Raw genomic sequence first — 17,114 nt, 5'->3', positions numbered from 1 at the left:
TTGTCGCATGATGGTTTTGTTATATGGTTTTTGATCATGAAAGGCTCTTTTGGTAATCACTATAGCTGAATTGGCGTTGAATTGTTAGCGTTCCATCAGATTCTTTAATGACAATTGCAGGCATTGCAACACCATTGAACCAGTTTTTCTTAACCATTGTATAGCCTGCTGCATCTTGAAAAGACAATCTATCACCTATTTGAAGAGGTTCAGGGAACCGAAATGTTCCAAAAATATCACCAGCGAGACAAGATTTTCCGCATACCATAATTTCATGAGGCCCTTGATTAGGTTCTAACTTTGCATTTTCACGATAAATGAGAAGATCAAGCATATGGGCTTCAATTGAGCTATCAACGATAGCAAGGTTCTTTTCATTATATAATGTATCAAGAACACTTACTTCTAATGTGGTGCTTTTGGTAATAGCAGCTTCTCCAGGTTCCAGAAAAATGGTGACACCATGGGTTTTTGAAAAATGTTTTAAGCGTTCTGCAAAAGCTTCTAAAGGGTAATTTTCAGCTGTAAAATGAATTCCACCACCTAGGCTTATCCACTCAACCGCAGTAAAGAGTTCTGCAAATTTTTCTTCCATGTGACTCAACATTTTGTTGAAAAGATTAAAATCAGCATTTTCACAATTGTTGTGGATCATCAAGCCATTGATGAGAGGTAAAACTTCTTTAATCGCGCTTTGGTTCGTTTCACCCAAACGACTAAAAGGACGAGAAGGATTGGCAAGATCAAAATTTGATGCACTGATGCCTGGATTTAACCTTAAACCTCGTTGAATGGTTTTTGTAGCGTTGGCAAAACGTTGAAGCTGTTGGATTGAATTAAAGATGATTTTATCTGCATAGCTACAAGCTTCATCAATTTCATCATCCGCCCAAGCAACTGAATAGGCATGGGTTTCTTTGCCGAATTTTTCTCTTCCTAAATGTAGTTCATAAAGAGAGGATGATGTGGTTCCATCCATAAACTCAGACATAAAATCAAAAACACTCCATGTGGCAAAACATTTCAAAGCAAGCAAAATTTTTGCTCCGGACATTTCGCGTAAGCGAGCGATAATTTCCATATTTTTTATGAGCTTAGATTTATCTATAAGATAATAGGGGGTTTTTATCATCCTTTATCCATTCTCTTTTGAAGGGATCTTATTGTTAAGATTAACGTTTAGTACAAAGAGCAACAGAATGTCTCAAGAAAAAGCAGTTTTAAAAAAAGAATCTGTTTTTGTCTAGCAATAGAGAGGCTTTCTGCAACTGAGTTTTGTTTTTGTTGTTTTGAGACTTGTGTTATGTGTATGACAAAAAAATTATATTATGCTTTAGCTCTCGTATTCGTTGGAAGTTTTTTCATTATAACAACTAATATTGTTGATTTAGTGCAAAATAAAAGCGATGCTAAAGCTAAAGTAGTCCCTCAAGCTTTTGTTCAAGAGAGTTCGGTGCCTTTGATTTTTACGGGGCGTAGAGAGCTTAATGGTTTCAAGGGGTATCATAATTATCGGCGTGGTTATGTTGAGTATAGAGATAATTGGTGGTATCCTGAAGCAGCCTTTGTTGCATTACCACAGCTAAACACAAAACGCGCGCCATTAAAAGTTACATCAAATGCGAGAAGGATGTTTTTAATCTCTTCTTTAGAAGAAAAGGAGCTAGGAGCACTTAAACAACATATCGAATCTTGTCGTGCGCGTTATCGTTCTTACAATAAAGATGATAATAGCTATCAGCCTTTTCATGGTCCTCGTAAGCAGTGTCTTTCGCGCTTTTTTAAAGGATAAAAACTGTTAAATATAAAAAAATCTTTATCAGAATCTTGCCGTGCTCGTTACTGCTCTTAAAATAAAAAGGGAGTTTGTATGCTGTGATGTTTTTTCACGCACCAGTAGTTTTTTGAAAATTTTAAATGCTTTTAAGTTTTATTAAATCTTATTATCATTAAGTGTGGGATGAGGGATAATGTAAATTTTATTTTGTCGATGACAAAATATTAAGGGTAGGATGGAGCTTAAAGAATGACAACACGGGAAGCAATGTTGGTATTGCTCGTTTTGCTTCCCTTTTGTGGAAGTGCTGTTATTGGCTTTTTTCGTTCGACAGCAAAAAATAATGAAGCATGGTTTGCGGGAGCCATTGCGCTTTTCAGCTTTCTTTTTACAATAATGCTTTATCCTGCTGTGCGTGGAAATCGTGTAGTGCGTTTAGATATTTCTTGGCTTCCAGAATGGGGAAGTGATTTGATCTTTCGTATGGATGGTTTATCATGGCTTTTTTGCTTGCTCATTACAGGAATTGGACTGCTTGTTGTTGTCTATGCGCGTTATTATATGGATCCGGCAGATTCTGTACCGCGGTTTTTTTCTTTTTTTCTGGCCTTTATGGGGTCGATGACAGGAATAATCTTATCAGGCAATCTTATTTTTTTGGTTGTTTTCTGGGAACTTACTAGTATTTTTTCTTTTTTGTTGATTGGGTATTGGTACCATAATGCGAGTGCGCGTGAAGGTGCGCGTATGGCTTTAACTATCACAGGCTTTGGTGGTTTCACCCTTTTTATTGGGGTTTTATTGATTGGCAATATCGTTGGCAGTTTTGATTTGGATAAGGTATTGCAGTCTGGTGATATGATCCGGTCAAGTCCTCTTTATAATCCTGTTCTTATTTGTATTTTATTGGGAGGGTTGACAAAAAGTGCGCAGTTTCCGTTCCATTTTTGGTTGCCCAATGCGATGGCTGCTCCGACACCCGTATCGGCTTATTTGCATTCGGCAACAATGGTGAAAGCAGGATTGTTTTTACTTGTTCGGTTATGGCCCGTGCTATCTGGAACAGAATCTTGGTTTTGGTTGGTTGGCTTTTCAGGACTTTCAACACTGTTGCTTGGTGCCTATTTTTCTATGTTTCAGCAAGATTTGAAAGGGTTGCTTGCTTACTCAACGATTAGCCATCTTGGATTGATTACCACGCTTTTAAGTCTTGGAAGCCCACTTGCATGTGTTGCGGCGATTTTTCATATGGCCAACCATGCTACTTTTAAAGCTTCTTTATTTATGGCCGCGGGCATTATTGATCACGAGACGGGAACACGTGATATGCGTAAGCTGACAGGTCTTTATCGTTCTATGCCTATTACTGCAACGCTTGCTTTAGTCGCGAGTGCAGCGATGGCGGGAGTCCCTTTGTTGAATGGTTTTTTATCGAAAGAGATGTTTTTTGCTGAAGCGGTTGAAACGCATATGGAATCATGGCTTGATTGGATTGCGCCTTATGTAGCAACGCTGGCTAGTCTGTTTAGTGTGACCTACTCTATACGTTTTATTCATAGCGTCTTTTTAGGACCAAAACCTGTTAATTTACCCAAAACGCCCCATGAACCACCGCATTTTATGCGTTTACCCATGGAACTTTTGGTGTTTATTTGTTTGGCGGTTGGTATTTTTCCTAATTTAACAATAGGGCCTATTTTGGATAATGCAGCTGTCTCTGTTTTAGGGCCGATAACAATTCCTTATAGTTTGGCTGTTTGGCATGGTTTTAATACTCCATTAATGATGAGTTTGGTGGCTTTATTAGGGGGAGGATTGCTCTATGCTGTTGGGCATCGTTATTTTTTATCTTGTGATGATGGTCCTCCCTTTTTTCGTCACTTAAAAGGACCCCGTATTTTTGAACGTGTTCTCGTGATTATTTCTTGGAAATGGGCACGTGCGGTGGAATCTGTTTTGTCAACACGTCGCTTGCAAATACAATTGCACTGGATTTTTTGGGTGTGTTTTATATTTGTTGGCCTTTTGCTTTGGTGTGATGGTTTAATTTCAGCAGGCTCGTTACCATTTTTTCCGCTTGATGTTCCTTTTCTTGCGCTTTGGGTGGTTGGCGGATTATGTGCGCTTTTAGTTGCTTGGCAAGCAAAGTTTCACCGCCTTGCATCACTCATGCTCTTAAGCGGCGCTGGCTTGATGACTTGTGCAACCTTTTTATGGCTTTCTGCACCAGATTTGGCAATAACACAATTGGTTGTTGAAGTTGTGACAGCTGTCTTATTATTGCTTGGTTTGCGGTGGTTGCCTAAGCGTTTGCATAATCCTTCTCCAAAGTCTGTTCGTTTTTTTGTGCGTTTGCGTCGTTTCCGTGATTTCGTTATGGCTCTTGTGGGAGGTGCTGGGGTAGCGTGGCTTTCCTTTGCGATGATGACACGTCCTCAAGGTACGACAGTTTCTGATTTTTTTCTAACCAATGCTTATTCTGGTGCTGGTGGTCGCAATGTTGTGAATGTGTTGTTAGTTGATTTCCGTGGTTTTGATACCATGGGAGAAATTGTCGTTTTAGGTGTTGTTTCACTCACTGTTTTTGCTCTTTTAAGACGGTTTCGTCCTGCTCCTGAAAGTATTGACGCGCCTTTTCAACAACGTATTCAGAAAGCTTTTGATATGGCACAGCCTGATCGGAATGTGGGGGATACAGTGTTGAATTATCTCACTGTTCCTGCTGTTATCATGGGTTGGCTCTTTGCAGTTATTATTGCTTTTTCGGTTTATTTATTTATACGGGGGCATGATCTTCCAGGAGGTGGATTTGTCGGTGGTGTGACTCTAGCGATAGGTTTTATTTTGCAATATCTTGCACGTGATATTCGTTGGGTGGAAAATCATTTGAGAGTTTTGCCTTTGCGTTGGATGGGGTTTGGTTTATTGTTGTCAGTTGCAACGGGAGTAGGGGCTTGGCTCGTTGGGTATCCTTTTTTAACTTCTTTTTTTCAATATATGCATCTTCCGTTGATTGGAAATGTCCCTATAACATCTGCTTTTTTGTTTGATTTTGGTGTGTTTTCTCTTGTGTTGGGAGCAACTGTTCTCATTTTAATTGCACTTGCACACCAGTCAATTCGTAGTTACCGAATTGGTAAGAAACCACTTTTGGAGGAGAAGGAAAATTAATGGAAACTGTTCTTTCTTTGGCTATTGGTGTTCTTGTTGGATCAGGCATTTGGCTTGTGTTACGCCCACGAACTTTTCAAGTTATTCTCGGTTTGTCTTTGATGTCCTATGGTGTCAATCTTTTTATGTTTTCAATGAGTAGACCGCGTAGCAATGCTGCACCGATTGTTGATCCTTCCATGGTGATCAATCCAGAAAATTACGTCGATCCTCTTCCACAAGCTTTGGTTTTAACAGCAATTGTGATTGGTTTTGCGACGACAGCCTTATTTTTGGTTATACTTCTGGTTTCACGAGGATTAACAGGTTCAGATCACGTTGATGGACGTGAGGTGCAGTGATGGAAGCTTGCGTGCAGCATCTTCTCATTTTGCCTATCCTTTTACCTTTAAGTACTGGAGCGCTTCTTCTTTTTTATGATGAACGCCATGCAAAACTTAAATCATTTATAGGTCTTTTTTCTGCAGGATTATTGGTTGTTATTGCTGTTTTATTAATTATTTGTGTTCTTGAAATTGCTCCTGCTTCGCATGTTTATCAGCTTGGCAATTGGCCTTCTCCATTCGGAATTGTCTTGGTCCTTGATCGTTTAAGCGCTATGATGCTTTTACTTTCCAGCTTGTTGATGACGAGCGCGTTAGTTTTTGCACAGGCTCATTGGTACAAAGCTGGTTCTCATTTTCAATCACTGATGCAATTTTTCATGGTTGGAATAAACGGCGCTTTTTTGACAGGTGATTTGTTCAATTTATTTGTGTTTTTTGAAGTGATGTTAACGGCTTCTTATGGGCTTGCATTGCATGGTTCTGGTCAGTCACGTGTGCGTGCGGGGTTGCATTATGTTGTGGTTAATCTTGTTGCTTCATTGTTTTTTTTAACTGGTGCGGCTCTCATTTATGGAGTCGTTGGCACTCTTAATATGGCCGATTTGGCTGTAAAAATGAAACATATACTTGCTGAAGATATTGTTTTATTCGAAATAGGTGCTGCGTTTTTGGGTATCGCTTTTTTACTCAAGGCAGGCATGTGGCCGCTTAATTTTTGGTTAATGCCGACTTACAGTGCAGCAGTAGCGCCTGTTGGGGCTTCTTTTGCACTTTTAAGTAAGGTGGGTATTTACGTTATTTTACGTTTGACGTTGTTATGGTTTGGATCTGAAAGTGGATATTTTAGCCATTTTGGTCATACGATTTTGTTTTATGGTGGGCTTGCCACTATGGCTTTTGGTTTTATTGGGGTGTTGGCTAGCCAAGTTTTAGTACGTTTGGCAGCTTATAGTATTCTTGTCTCTTCTGGTACATTATTGGCAGCGATTGGGATCGGTAATACGGCGCTGACAGCAGGTGCGCTCTTTTATATTGTTTCTTCGACTTTAGCACTTGGTGCTTTTTTTCTTCTGGTCGAGCTGGTTGAACGTTGCCAAGATGTAGCTGCAAATGTGTTGACTGTCACAATGGAAGTGTATGGTGATGATGAAGAGGAGGAAGAAGATGAAGTGGGTACCTATTTGCCGGTAACTTTGGCAATTCTTGGGGCTTGTTTTGGTATCAGTGCTCTTTTGATTATTGGTTTGCCACCTTTTTCTGGTTTTGTTGCTAAATTTATGATGTTCGTGGCAATCTTAAACCATACTAAGGAGAATGTGTCTGATTCTCTACCAGACTATCAGGATTGGCTTTTTATTATTTTTGTTACACTCTCTGGTTTTTCCGCTTTAATTGCTTTGACACGAACAGGTATTCGAACTTTTTGGGTTTCTCTTGAAGGAAGAGTTCCGCGTGTGCAGATCATTGAATTTGCACCCATTGCTATTCTCCTTGCTTTGTGTTTTCTTATAACAATTGTAGCCGGTCCTGTTAGCCACTATATGTCTGAAACAGCAAAAACTTTGTATGATCCTCAAAACTATATTGGGAGCGTTTTAGGTGATTTTTCTCTCAAAAAGAGGGAGATGAATCGATGAGTTATTTTTGTCCTTTCCCTTTTTTCAGTGGCATAATTGTTTTTATGTGGTTGACCTTGAACGGTTTTAATTTAGGCCAATTGCTCTTAGGGATTATAATTGGTTTGTTTAGTGGTTGGGTGATGCGGTTTCTTGAACCGGAAAAGATCACGATTAAAAACTGGAGTGCAGTCTTTCGTCTCATTTTTCGTGTATTTATCGATTCTATAATTTCAAATATTTCGGTGGTTTGTTTTGTTTTAACAAAAAGGTCTCAAAAACAGCAATCGGGTTTTATTGTAGTGCCTCTTTTGCTCGAGAGTCGTACTGCTTTGGCTATTTTAGCATGCATCCTTTCTGTCACTCCAGGAACTGTTTGGATTGCCTATAATAGAAAAAATGGTGAGCTTTTGCTTCATGTTTTAAATTTTAAAAATGGATATAACTACCAACAGTTTATAAAACAACGGTATGAGCAGTTGCTTTTGGAGATTTTTTCATGAGTATGATGATCCTTTATTGGGGGATTTTTTTTTCGCAGTTTTTTTTATGTTTGGCGATGATTCCAGCGCTCTTTCGATTGATTCGTGGTCCACGGGCGCAAGATCGGATTGTAGGGTTGGATGCCCTTTATATAACCACGATTCTTTTATTTCTTACATTTGATATTCGTTCAGGAACAACCATTTATTTTGTAGCAGCTCTCATTATTGGGCTTTTGGGTCCTGTATCAAGCATTGCTTTGGCAAAATTTTTAATGCGGGGAGAGATTATTGAATGAATGATGATGTATCGCTTGTGGTTGCTATTGTTATCACAGTTTTTTTAATATTGGGATCTGGTCTCACATTGATTGGGGCGATAGGATTAGTGCGTCTTTCCAGTTTTTATAAGCGTTTGCATATGCTTTCACTGAGCACAAGTTGGGGGGCAGGTAGTATTCTTATTTCCTCGTTTCTTTATTCCACGTTTGTAGACCATCATTTTGTGTTTCATGAAATATTATTGATGATTTTTTTGCTTGTGACAATACCCGTGGCTTCCATGTTGGTATCGCAAGCGGGGGCTTATCGAGACCATTCAGAAAACGAACAAGAAAAACCGCTGGCTCTTTTATCGCGTCAGACAGAAGAACAGACATCTACATTAGAAGGAATATCAAGCGATAAGAACCAGCGTGATTTTTAGTATGTAAGAACCCTCTTTATTCTGTGCCTTTTTCTTCTACACAGTTGAGCGGCATTTCTTCCTTTGGATCATTAATGAGGTTATAAAATGTCGCCTCATCTTTTTTTGTCCACCAAACATATTCACCTCCCACATATTTTGCTCCAGAAGCAGCAATGACATTGGAAGCTATGACGCGCTTTCCGTTCCATTTGAGATCAACGAGTGCAATCTCACCGGCATTGTAGTAGGTTGCTTCAACACGTTCTTTTTTTGTTTCAGCACTGCATTGATAGATAACGGTTTCTTTTGTTGGTTCTGGATCGTCTGGTACCTCAATGACCAAAGAGCCAGCAAAAGCACTGATTGAGTTAAACAGGGACAAACTCAAAACGGCTAAAAATTGTAAATTAAAAAAATTTTTTTTCATAATGTTTACCTGATTATTTAGAATAATAACGTTGATTCATCCTTACAGCGGATGAGTTCTTTTCCTTCTGGATCACGAATACGATCATGAAGTTTGACTTCGTTGTTCATTTCCCACCAAATATACTGCGCTCCTTCGTATCTTTTCCCTGTGTCGGCAATGACATTTGCAGCAATAACGCGATCACCTTTCCATTTGAAATCAACCAATGAAATATTATCGGCATTGAGATAGATCGCTTCAACGCGTTCTTTGCTTTTTCCAGTATCACATTGGTAGGCAATAGTTCGTGTTGTTGGCTCTGGGTTGTCTGGTACTTCAATGATTAAAGAAGCAGCGAAGGTATTTCCTGAACTAAAGAGAAATAGACTTGAAGCGGTCAAAAATCCTAAAATATGTAGAGTTTTTTTCATAATGCTTCCCTATATTAAGCAGAAGAGTAATTTAACTTATGCGATGGTGTCTACGGCAGGATTCGAACCTGCGACCCCAGGATTCATACCACTTCGATTTTCACCGCCAGCTTTACAGACTGTTTGTGGTCTGGACTGTCTCTTCACCTTGAAGCTTACGCTCTTTAGGCGCTGCCCGTTCAGTCTCTACACCTTCCTCTCCTTTGAAGAGAGGCTTGGCTCGGGATTGGCATGGGAGTCCCCCATAAAGCTTTCCCCGAATTTGAGCAGATCCACTTTGAGGATTTCTCCTTAAAGCGCCCAATTTCTTTAGGAATCCTGTGCTCTATCCTACTGAGCTACGCAGACATCATCACGCTTATTTCTTTAATAGAAGTATAAAAACGAATCAATTATATTCAATATGAATTAACGAATTTTCGCTAATTTTTGTTCCAGAAAAGTTAAAACTGCCTCTGGAGAGACATTTTTTGCAATAAATGATTGGCCAAGTCCGCGTGTTAAGATGAAGGTCAAATTGTTTTGTGAGACTTTTTTATCTTGGGAGATGAGAGTCATCAGTGTTTCAGCATCTGGTAGTTTACCTGGAATATCCTGTAGTTGTGTAGGCAATCCCACTGCTTTAAGGTGTGTTTCGATGCGGTGTGTGAGTGTGGGGTTTATTAAATTCAGTTGAGCGGAGAATTGGTGTGCTAGAGTCATCCCAATTGCTACAGCTTCGCCGTGGATTAAACGGTTTGAGTCGTAAGCTGTTGCTGTTTCAAGCATATGTCCAAATGTATGACCAAGGTTTAAGAGTGCGCGTTCTCCTGTTTCGTATTCATCGCGTGCTACAATGTGAGCTTTAAATTGGCACGAGCGGACAATGGCTTCTGTTCGCATAGGACCATTAGAAAAAATTTTTTGCCCGTTTTTTTCAAGCCATTCAAAGAAATCAGGTTGGTTAATGAGCCCATATTTAACCATTTCAGCGTAACCAGCGCGAAATTGACGCAACGGAAGTGTATCAAGGATACAAGTATCAGCGATAACACAGTGTGGTTGATAAAAAGTACCAATAAGATTTTTACCAAATCGGCTATTGATTCCAGTTTTTCCACCAACAGAAGAATCAATTTGTGCAAGCAACGTTGTAGGCATCTGAATGAAGTTCATGCCGCGGCGTATGATGCTTGCAGCAAATCCTCCTAGGTCACCAATGACACCACCACCAAAAGCAATAACGCTGTCACCTCTTTCTAAACGTGCAGCAAGAATTTTATCAATAACAGTCTGCAGAGTTGAAAATGATTTTGATTGTTCCCCTGCTTCTACAACAATAGGAACAGCATGAATTTTATTTTTTGTTAACTCTGCCTGTAATGTATCCAAATGAAGGGATGCAACATTTGTATCTGTAACAATTGCTAAACGTGTTTGATGAAAATCTTTTTGGTGAAGAGAACGCTTAATCTGCAAAGCCGTTTGAGCAATGAGATTTGGGCCAATAATGATATCGTAACAGCGCTTGTCCAGTTTAACAGTAACGGTTTTGGCTTGCATGTTTGTTATTCCTATCGTTCTCCTCTGTGGAGAGGTAGTGCTGTACAGATCGTATGACATTTTTTGCTACGGTATGACGGCTTTCTTTGTGACTGTTAATTGTTAAATTTGCTTTTGCATAGATAGGATAACGTTGTTCCATGAGTTTTTTCATGGTTTCCCTAGGGTTTGCTGTTTGAAGAAGTGGTCGAGTTGGGCGCCGTGAAACACGTTTCATGAGGATATCAAGATCAACTTTGAGCCAGATAGATATTCCATTTTGATGAATAGCTTTTCGAATGTCTTGGTTTATGTAGGCACCGCCACCTGTTGCTAAAACAAGAGGTTTTTTTTTAATGAGGTTTAGAATAACACGCTGTTCAAGAGCACGAAACTCCGGTTCACCATAAGTTTCAAAGAGTTCAGTAATGGTCATGTTAGCAGCTTTTTCGATTTCCTGATCAGAATCGTAAAAGGGTAAATGGAGTATGGTAGCAACGCGTTTTCCGATCACTGATTTGCCTGCGCCCATAAGACCTACAAGCACAAGTGCTCGTTTATCAAGAGTTGATAAGAGCTGATTCTTTATCTGTGTCATCGAGATATATTTAGGTTGATTACTTTTCATAGCTTATTTCGGCATTTATCTGCTTTAAAGTCAATTCCTGTTAATCTTTGTAAGGTATGATAAGAGATGGAGTATTTTGGAAATAGTTTATTATCTTATGCCAACATTGACCAGATTTTTGATGATTCTTTTCATTTCGCTTGTTATTCTTTTTAGTATGATGGTTGCTCTTACAGTTTGGGTTGAGCCGGTAACTGTGGATACTTATATCAGTGTCCCCTTGGATTCATTAGATTTTTCTTCAAAAGCGAATGAATGAAATGAAAAGTGATGCTGTGATAGATCATTTCCTTGAGATGATGAGTGCGGAGCGAGGGGCTTCTTCTCATACGCTTGCGGCTTATCAGCATGATTTGCAGTGGGCACAAGATGAATTGTCTTCGCATTCTGTTTCGCTTTTTTCAGCACAAAAAGAAGATTTAATTGCTCTTTTATCGCTTATGCATACTCTTGGTTTTGCAGCATCTTCACAAGCACGCCGTTTATCGACTTTGCGTCAATTTTATCAATTTCTTTATGCAGAAGGATTGAGAGCAGATGATCCTTCTCATGATATTGATGCGCCTCGTCAGGGGCGTCCTTTGCCTAAAATCATCAGTGAAGATGGGGTAACAAAATTACTTGATTTGGCGCAGTTGGAAGTGAATCAAACAAATTATGGGACTAAGGATTATCTTTGCGCATTGCGTCTTCAGGTGTTGATTGAAATGCTTTACGCAACAGGGCTCCGTATTAGTGAGTTGGTGAGTCTTCCCGTGCAGGCTGTTCGAGGGAAGGAGGCTTATATTTTCGTTCGTGGTAAAGGTAAAAAAGAGCGAATGGTGCTGTTATCAAAAAAAGCATGTCAAGTTCTTTCACAGTGGTTAGACTTGCGTGATCAAGGAAAGGATGCGGTAAGTCTTTATCTTTTTCCTGCGCGTTCAGAAACAGGGTATATTGCTCGTCAAGTTGTTGCGCGGGAGTTAAAAAGACTTGCCAGAAGAGCAGGAATAAAAGATGACAGCTTGTCTCCCCATGTGTTGCGCCATGCTTTTGCTAGCCATCTTTTGCAGAATGGTGCTGATTTGCGTGCTGTTCAACATTTGTTAGGTCACTCTGATATTGCTACCACCCAGATTTATACCCATGTGTTGGAAACAGGACTTTATCGTTTAGTCAATGAGCATCATCCACTTGCCGATGAGCAGAAGGCTGGGTAAAGAAAAGGAGATGTTTTTGAAAAATACTTTATAAAACGGTTTATAAGTGTATAAGTGATACCAAATAAGTTAGGTACAATGTATAATTATCTTGATTTTGAAAAACCAGTTGCTGATCTCGATGGGAAGATTCTTGAATTAAAACAGATTTCTCAAGAAGAAGGCAGCCTTGATATGAGCGACGAGATTGCACGTCTTGAAATGCGTTCTCAGATGGCATTGCGCGATATTTACAAGAAATTATCGCCATGGCAAAAAACGCAAGTAGCTCGCCATCCGGATCGTCCTCATTTTATGGACTATTCTGCACGTTTGCTGAGTGATGTCACACCTTTGGCAGGAGATCGCAAGTTTGCTGAAGATGAGGCTATTCAAGCAGGCCTCGCCCGCTTTAAAGGTGAAGCCGTTGCATACATAGGTCAAGAGAAAGGTCACGATACGCAAACGCGTTTGCGTTATAATTTTGGTTCTGCACGTCCAGAAGGGTATCGCAAAGCTGTACGTATTATGGAGATGGCTGACCGTTTTGGTTTGCCACTCCTCACTTTTGTTGATACAGCAGGGGCTTATCCTGGTGTGAGCGCTGAAGAGCGCGGTCAAGCAGAGGCAATTGCTCAATCAACAGCGATGACTTTGCGCTTAAAAGTTCCTGTGGTTTCGGTTGTTATTGGAGAAGGCGGATCAGGAGGAGCGATAGCAATCGCAGCCGCTAACAAAGTGTATATGCTAGAACATTCGATTTATTCTGTTATTTCTCCAGAAGGCGCAGCTTCTATTTTATGGCGTGATCCAACTCGTGCAAAAGATGCGGCAATGAATATGCGTATTACTGCTCAAGATTTGTATCGGTTAAAGATTATTGATGGCATTATTCCGGAGCCTTTGGGAGGTGCACATCGAGGAAAAGAGACTGTTATTGATGAAGCAGGTAACGTTATTTCAGAGGCTTTAAAGGCTATGGCTGGAAAAGATGGGGAAGCTCTTAAACAAGACCGTTGGGAAAAATATCTTCAAATTGGTAGGTCTTTAACATAATTCATTTTTTGTGAGGGGTGTATCGGAGTTTTATTTGATGACATTCAACAGGTTTTTTGCAGTGTGTGTTTTGTTTGCAGTGGGGATATTAACAGCATGTGGAATAAGATTGCCAGCTTCTATCCGTGCTAAAGTTGAGCAACCGCTTCCACAAGAAATTCAAAATAGAATGGTTTTGCATAATATCGATCCCTATGCGCCGATTATGATGCGGTTTTTTAAGGAAGAAAATATTGCCGAAGTTTGGAAACAGTCCCGTTCAGGACCTTTTGTGCTAATGGCGCGCTATGGCATTTGCAAATGGTCTGGTCAGCTTGGACCTAAATATAAGGAAGGAGATTTTCAGACGCCGGAAGGTTTTTACACTGTTAGTGCAAATCAAATGAATCCCTATTCTAAATATTATCTTTCTTTTAATATAGGATTTCCTAACCTTTATGATCAGGTCCATGGCCGAACAGGAAGCAATCTTATGGTGCACGGTTCTTGTTTTTCTGCTGGTTGTTATTCCATGAGTGATAAGAATATGGCACAGATTTATGCTTTTGCACGTGATGCTTTCAGAGGTGGACAGAGAGAATTTCAGTTGCAGGCTTTTCCTTTTCGCATGACTGATGCCAATATGACGCGTCATAGAGATGATCCTCATTATCAATTTTGGGTTATGCTTAAAGAAGGTTATGATTTCTTTGAGGAGAATCGTAAACCTCCAAAGGTTTATGTGTACGAAAAACGTTATGTTTTCAATCATAACACTGATCAAATTTCAGCTGCTCTAACGCAGTGAATGCCGATTTTATCGTAAAATGGGAGCTCCCTTTGATTTTTTTCAGAATGCTTTATTCTTTATATCTGTAATGTCGAGTGTTGTCTTTCAGTATGGGTGATATAAGGCACACTCATGCATATTGAAAATACAAAGTCATTTCTGACTGGTTGTAGTTTTTTGCATTAACCAAGTATAAAAGTGTGTAGTTTAACGGAATATTCAGAGCCGAATTTGTTCGGTGAGCTTATGAAATGAATCATATAAATGGTTAGCAGGTAGTATCCATTTAAGAGAAATCAATCTGATTAAAGATTGGTGAGGATTAAGAATCTTCATTTTTTAGGGTGATGGGAGGGGATAAAATGATGTGTTAGCGTTTATGGTGATATATTATGGAGCATATTCAAAAATCCACGGTATTGTTATTAAAGATTTTTGTTCAAAAGAGTGAAGAAGTTAAAATTTCATCCCTGGAATAATCAGAGGGTTATCCAATATAGCAGTTTTATCTGCAGTATCTATTGCTGGTTTGTTTAAAAAAGCATCAAGGAGTTTTTGTATTGTTTCTTTTTCAACACCATCGGCAATGATGACAAAACGCGTTTTTGTGATTCCTTTTGGCCATGCTGGAAGTCTTATTGGTGGGTGGAAGAATGTCTGTACGCCGTGTAATACAAGTGGGTGATGCGGGTCATCACGTAATGCAATAATTGCTTTAATACGTAATAATTTTGTGCCATAAAGGTTGTTTAGGAGATCTAAAAAAGCCTCGATAGTGGCATAGTCCATTGGTTCTTCACACTCTAATGAAAAAGCGCGAATGGTCAAATGATGAGCGTGATTGTGGGGAGCAAGCGTGAGCCACTGTTTCAGTTGTGTATTTTCTCCTTTTTCATCCCATAATATTTTATTTATTAATACACTTGGGCAGCATTGATCAGAATGGACATCGATGATTTGCGCTGTAGGGTTAATCGCTTTGAGTGTGTTGATGAGCGTATTTAAAAGCACTTTTGGGGCAGTAAGGTCTGTTTTTGTGAGGATAATTTTGTCAGCAAGTACTAATTGTTTGTGTATTTCAGGATAGCTCTCAAATATGGAAAGCGTGCTTAATGTATCAAATGTTGCAAGAATAGAATCGATAGATACTGTTTGGATTAAAGTAGGATGGGTTAGAAGAACTTGTATAATAGGGGCTGGATCAGCTATTCCTGTCGTTTCAATGATAATGCGATTGAGTTGTTTGATATTTCCTGTATGAACGCGATCAATCAAATCAATCAGTGTATCAATGAGATCACTGCGTAAATCGCAGCATAAGCAACCATTGGTGAGTTCAATAATTCCTTCTGTCGCCTTTTCAACCAGAAGATGGTCAATACTCACTTCACCAAATTCATTGATGATAACAGCACTCTCAGCCAAAAGAGGATCGCGTAGCATGCGGTTGAGTAAAGTTGTTTTGCCAGAGCCTAAGAAACCGGTAATAAGCGTAAGAGGGATGCGTTTTGTTTTGATATTCATTATCGGTTGTGGCTTTTGGCTTTTGTTATAGGATGGTTTGCTTGTTTTTTATACGAAGTGTGGAATTTTTTTAGCGGATTTGCTTTTGCTTTACGCGTTGGTGGTGTATAAATGAGGCGCACTTGTAAAGGAAGAGTGGAAGAAGGTAAAGCAGTAATAAAAGGTGAGGTGAGGATAATATTTCCTTGATCATCATAAGATTTTGCATGCATTTTTGCGGCTTCAAGAGTGCATGTTTGTTGTTTCATGTTGGTCGCTTGTGCTATTTTAGTTCCATAGGGCTCTAGTGTTACCAATGTTAATTGCGACGATCCTTGGTGCAAAAAACCTGTTTCAAGCAGTTGTGCGGCTTTTTCTTCTCTTTCACTCACATTGTTAGAACCTAAAATGACAGCAATAATCGTGCGTTTATTGCGGGTTGCTGAGGCAACAAGATTAAAGCCAGAGGCACAGATAAAGCCTGTTTTCATGCCGTCTATGCCGTTAAAACGACCAATGAGGTTGTTTGAATTGGGTTGAATTTTTCGTCTGTCACCAAAATCAATGGCTGGTATAGAAAAATAATGAGCATATTGAGGAAATTCTCGACGAATTTGAACCGCTAAAAGAGCAATATCGCGTGCTGTGGAATAATTGTATGGGTTTGGTAATCCACTTGCATTAGAAAAATGCGTTCCAAACATTCCTAAGCGTTGAGCCTCACTATTCATTCGTTGCACAAAAGCTTCTTCTGAACCTGCAACCGCTTCACTCATGGCAATAGCCAAGTCATTGGTGGAGTTAACCAGAGTAATGCTTAAGGCTGTATCAAGTGTGAGAACAGAACCAGCTTTGTAACCTGAACGGTGTGCGGGAGCTTTCGCCGCATATTCGCTAATGGTGATGTGTTTGTTGGGTGAAATTTCCCCTGTGCTCATGGTGCGAAAAATGACATAAGCGGTCATTAATTTTGTTAAGGAGGCAGGATACCAGCGTTCAAAGGCTTGATTGTGCTCTAAGATGCGGCCAGTTGCAACGTCAACAGAGATAAAGGGTTGAGCTAGAGCAAGGGTGCTTGTCAAACTCAAAAAGAAAGATAAAAACAGATGATGAACAAGTCGTTGCATTAAGTTTAAGTCCAATACCTTCTTATCATTGATTTAGAATTATTTTAATGTAGTACATAAAATTTTTGAGTCCATGATTATAGAGAGCAGATAGTTAATACCCTATGAGTTTTTTTCAGGGGTAAAACCAACGCGTATCTTTATTTTTCTCCTTGAATTCGGTTTTGCTAATTGCAAAATTACTTTAGAGTAATATCGTTTCATTAACGAAGGCTGTACAATGTTTAACATTCTCTGATGGTATTATGCTTGCAGGAGCATCCATTGTGCTGTTCATTTACGTACTTGCTTTAAAAAAGCATCTCACTTTGCCTTCTACCCTAGTTACTGCTCATGAAAAGTGTAACATAAAGCGTCTTTGGTATCAGCATCTTTATGCTTATGCAGGTGTATATTGGCGTTATATACTCTCAATGTTATAATTTTTTTTGC

At 39.5% G+C, this 17,114-nt stretch carries 19 protein-coding genes; 11 read left to right on the top strand and 8 right to left on the bottom strand.

Going from position 1 to position 17,114, the window contains the following annotated elements:
• Positions 1-34 precede the first annotated feature (34 nt).
• Positions 35-1,132: a carboxynorspermidine decarboxylase gene (locus tag J7R13_RS01395; protein WP_208437128.1), complete on the bottom strand. Its 1,098-nt coding sequence runs from the start codon at positions 1,130-1,132 to the stop codon at positions 35-37.
• A gap of 171 nt (positions 1,133-1,303) precedes the next feature.
• Here J7R13_RS01395 and J7R13_RS01390 point away from each other — a divergent pair, with 171 nt between their 5' ends.
• The 7 genes from J7R13_RS01390 (at position 1,304) to mnhG (ending at position 8,078) form a co-directional block, all read left to right on the top strand.
• Complete coding sequence (locus J7R13_RS01390; RefSeq protein ID WP_208433303.1) at positions 1,304-1,792, top strand: BA14K family protein; 489 nt, start codon at positions 1,304-1,306, stop codon at positions 1,790-1,792.
• Between the two features lie 234 nt (positions 1,793-2,026).
• On the top strand, positions 2,027-4,948 hold the full coding sequence (locus J7R13_RS01385) for a monovalent cation/H+ antiporter subunit A (RefSeq protein WP_208437127.1): 2,922 nt from the start codon (positions 2,027-2,029) through the stop codon (positions 4,946-4,948).
• Complete coding sequence (locus J7R13_RS01380) at positions 4,948-5,289, top strand: Na+/H+ antiporter subunit C (RefSeq protein ID WP_208437126.1); 342 nt, start codon at positions 4,948-4,950, stop codon at positions 5,287-5,289. Before J7R13_RS01385 ends, J7R13_RS01380 begins: the two co-directional genes overlap by 1 nt.
• Positions 5,289-6,911, top strand: a complete 1,623-nt coding sequence (locus J7R13_RS01375) for a monovalent cation/H+ antiporter subunit D (protein ID WP_208437125.1) — start codon at positions 5,289-5,291, stop codon at positions 6,909-6,911. The genes J7R13_RS01380 and J7R13_RS01375 overlap by 1 nt, the downstream gene beginning before the upstream one ends.
• The gene (locus J7R13_RS01370; protein ID WP_208437124.1) at positions 6,908-7,393 is read left to right on the top strand and encodes a Na+/H+ antiporter subunit E; all 486 of its coding nucleotides are present in this window, start codon (positions 6,908-6,910) and stop codon (positions 7,391-7,393) included. The genes J7R13_RS01375 and J7R13_RS01370 overlap by 4 nt, the downstream gene beginning before the upstream one ends.
• Entirely contained in the window at positions 7,390-7,671 is a 282-nt protein-coding gene (locus J7R13_RS01365) for a K+/H+ antiporter subunit F (RefSeq protein ID WP_208437123.1), read from the top strand. The genes J7R13_RS01370 and J7R13_RS01365 overlap by 4 nt, the downstream gene beginning before the upstream one ends.
• Positions 7,668-8,078, top strand: a complete 411-nt coding sequence (gene mnhG, locus J7R13_RS01360) for a monovalent cation/H(+) antiporter subunit G (RefSeq protein ID WP_004858025.1) — start codon at positions 7,668-7,670, stop codon at positions 8,076-8,078. Before J7R13_RS01365 ends, mnhG begins: the two co-directional genes overlap by 4 nt.
• A 16-nt stretch (positions 8,079-8,094) precedes the next feature.
• Here mnhG and J7R13_RS01355 read toward each other — a convergent pair whose 3' ends face one another.
• From J7R13_RS01355 to J7R13_RS01335, 5 genes are all read right to left on the bottom strand, one after another.
• Entirely contained in the window at positions 8,095-8,487 is a 393-nt protein-coding gene (locus J7R13_RS01355; protein WP_208437122.1) for an MliC family protein, read from the bottom strand.
• A gap of 17 nt (positions 8,488-8,504) precedes the next feature.
• Complete coding sequence (locus J7R13_RS01350) at positions 8,505-8,900, bottom strand: MliC family protein (RefSeq protein WP_208437121.1); 396 nt, start codon at positions 8,898-8,900, stop codon at positions 8,505-8,507.
• Positions 8,901-9,012: 112 nt separating this feature from the next.
• Entirely contained in the window at positions 9,013-9,204 is a 192-nt protein-coding gene (locus tag J7R13_RS01345) for a hypothetical protein (RefSeq protein ID WP_208437120.1), read from the bottom strand.
• A gap of 104 nt (positions 9,205-9,308) precedes the next feature.
• A complete protein-coding gene (gene aroB, locus J7R13_RS01340; protein WP_208437119.1) occupies positions 9,309-10,442 on the bottom strand; it encodes a 3-dehydroquinate synthase in 1,134 nt (377 codons plus the stop codon).
• Positions 10,417-11,049, bottom strand: a complete 633-nt coding sequence (locus J7R13_RS01335) for a shikimate kinase (protein ID WP_208437118.1) — start codon at positions 11,047-11,049, stop codon at positions 10,417-10,419. The genes aroB and J7R13_RS01335 overlap by 26 nt, the downstream gene beginning before the upstream one ends.
• 76 nt (positions 11,050-11,125) lie before the next feature.
• Between J7R13_RS01335 and J7R13_RS01330 the strand changes: the two genes are divergently transcribed.
• The 4 genes from J7R13_RS01330 (at position 11,126) to J7R13_RS01315 (ending at position 14,070) form a co-directional block, all read left to right on the top strand.
• The gene (locus J7R13_RS01330; protein ID WP_208437287.1) at positions 11,126-11,308 is read left to right on the top strand and encodes a hypothetical protein; all 183 of its coding nucleotides are present in this window, start codon (positions 11,126-11,128) and stop codon (positions 11,306-11,308) included.
• 1 nt (position 11,309) lies between these two features.
• The gene (locus J7R13_RS01325; protein WP_208437117.1) at positions 11,310-12,248 is read left to right on the top strand and encodes a site-specific tyrosine recombinase XerD; all 939 of its coding nucleotides are present in this window, start codon (positions 11,310-11,312) and stop codon (positions 12,246-12,248) included.
• A gap of 78 nt (positions 12,249-12,326) precedes the next feature.
• Positions 12,327-13,283 carry an acetyl-CoA carboxylase carboxyltransferase subunit alpha gene (locus tag J7R13_RS01320; protein WP_208437116.1) on the top strand — a complete coding sequence of 319 codons (957 nt, stop codon included), beginning with the start codon at positions 12,327-12,329 and terminating at the stop codon, positions 13,281-13,283.
• Positions 13,284-13,320: 37 nt separating this feature from the next.
• On the top strand, positions 13,321-14,070 hold the full coding sequence (locus J7R13_RS01315) for a L,D-transpeptidase family protein (protein WP_208437115.1): 750 nt from the start codon (positions 13,321-13,323) through the stop codon (positions 14,068-14,070).
• Positions 14,071-14,508: 438 nt separating this feature from the next.
• Here J7R13_RS01315 and J7R13_RS01310 read toward each other — a convergent pair whose 3' ends face one another.
• Both J7R13_RS01310 and J7R13_RS01305 read right to left on the bottom strand, forming a co-directional pair.
• Entirely contained in the window at positions 14,509-15,576 is a 1,068-nt protein-coding gene (locus J7R13_RS01310; RefSeq protein WP_208437114.1) for a CobW family GTP-binding protein, read from the bottom strand.
• Complete coding sequence (locus tag J7R13_RS01305) at positions 15,576-16,682, bottom strand: D-alanyl-D-alanine carboxypeptidase family protein (RefSeq protein ID WP_208437113.1); 1,107 nt, start codon at positions 16,680-16,682, stop codon at positions 15,576-15,578. Before J7R13_RS01305 ends, J7R13_RS01310 begins: the two co-directional genes overlap by 1 nt.
• Between the last annotated feature and the right edge of the window lie 432 nt (positions 16,683-17,114).

The sequence above is a fragment of the Bartonella taylorii 8TBB genome, assembly GCF_902825155.1.
GTDB lineage: Bacteria > Pseudomonadota > Alphaproteobacteria > Rhizobiales > Rhizobiaceae > Bartonella > Bartonella taylorii_A.
Note: the sequence above shows the minus strand (reverse complement) of the source record. Positions and strands in the feature narration are given on the sequence as shown.

What these genes read in the sequence shown, in the direction of transcription:
- J7R13_RS01395 (WP_208437128.1), bottom strand. Translation starts at nt 1,132, where the DNA reads ATGATAAAAACCCCCTATTATCTTATAGATAAATCTAAGCTCATAAAA.
- J7R13_RS01390 (WP_208433303.1), top strand. Translation starts at nt 1,304, where the DNA reads ATGTGTATGACAAAAAAATTATATTATGCTTTAGCTCTCGTATTCGTT.
- J7R13_RS01385 (WP_208437127.1), top strand. Translation starts at nt 2,027, where the DNA reads ATGACAACACGGGAAGCAATGTTGGTATTGCTCGTTTTGCTTCCCTTT.
- J7R13_RS01380 (WP_208437126.1), top strand. Translation starts at nt 4,948, where the DNA reads ATGGAAACTGTTCTTTCTTTGGCTATTGGTGTTCTTGTTGGATCAGGC.
- J7R13_RS01375 (WP_208437125.1), top strand. Translation starts at nt 5,289, where the DNA reads ATGGAAGCTTGCGTGCAGCATCTTCTCATTTTGCCTATCCTTTTACCT.
- J7R13_RS01370 (WP_208437124.1), top strand. Translation starts at nt 6,908, where the DNA reads ATGAGTTATTTTTGTCCTTTCCCTTTTTTCAGTGGCATAATTGTTTTT.
- J7R13_RS01365 (WP_208437123.1), top strand. Translation starts at nt 7,390, where the DNA reads ATGAGTATGATGATCCTTTATTGGGGGATTTTTTTTTCGCAGTTTTTT.
- mnhG (WP_004858025.1), top strand. Translation starts at nt 7,668, where the DNA reads ATGAATGATGATGTATCGCTTGTGGTTGCTATTGTTATCACAGTTTTT.
- J7R13_RS01355 (WP_208437122.1), bottom strand. Translation starts at nt 8,487, where the DNA reads ATGAAAAAAAATTTTTTTAATTTACAATTTTTAGCCGTTTTGAGTTTG.
- J7R13_RS01350 (WP_208437121.1), bottom strand. Translation starts at nt 8,900, where the DNA reads ATGAAAAAAACTCTACATATTTTAGGATTTTTGACCGCTTCAAGTCTA.
- aroB (WP_208437119.1), bottom strand. Translation starts at nt 10,442, where the DNA reads ATGCAAGCCAAAACCGTTACTGTTAAACTGGACAAGCGCTGTTACGAT.
- J7R13_RS01335 (WP_208437118.1), bottom strand. Translation starts at nt 11,049, where the DNA reads ATGAAAAGTAATCAACCTAAATATATCTCGATGACACAGATAAAGAAT.
- J7R13_RS01325 (WP_208437117.1), top strand. Translation starts at nt 11,310, where the DNA reads ATGAAAAGTGATGCTGTGATAGATCATTTCCTTGAGATGATGAGTGCG.
- J7R13_RS01320 (WP_208437116.1), top strand. Translation starts at nt 12,327, where the DNA reads ATGTATAATTATCTTGATTTTGAAAAACCAGTTGCTGATCTCGATGGG.
- J7R13_RS01315 (WP_208437115.1), top strand. Translation starts at nt 13,321, where the DNA reads ATGACATTCAACAGGTTTTTTGCAGTGTGTGTTTTGTTTGCAGTGGGG.
- J7R13_RS01310 (WP_208437114.1), bottom strand. Translation starts at nt 15,576, where the DNA reads ATGAATATCAAAACAAAACGCATCCCTCTTACGCTTATTACCGGTTTC.
- J7R13_RS01305 (WP_208437113.1), bottom strand. Translation starts at nt 16,682, where the DNA reads ATGCAACGACTTGTTCATCATCTGTTTTTATCTTTCTTTTTGAGTTTG.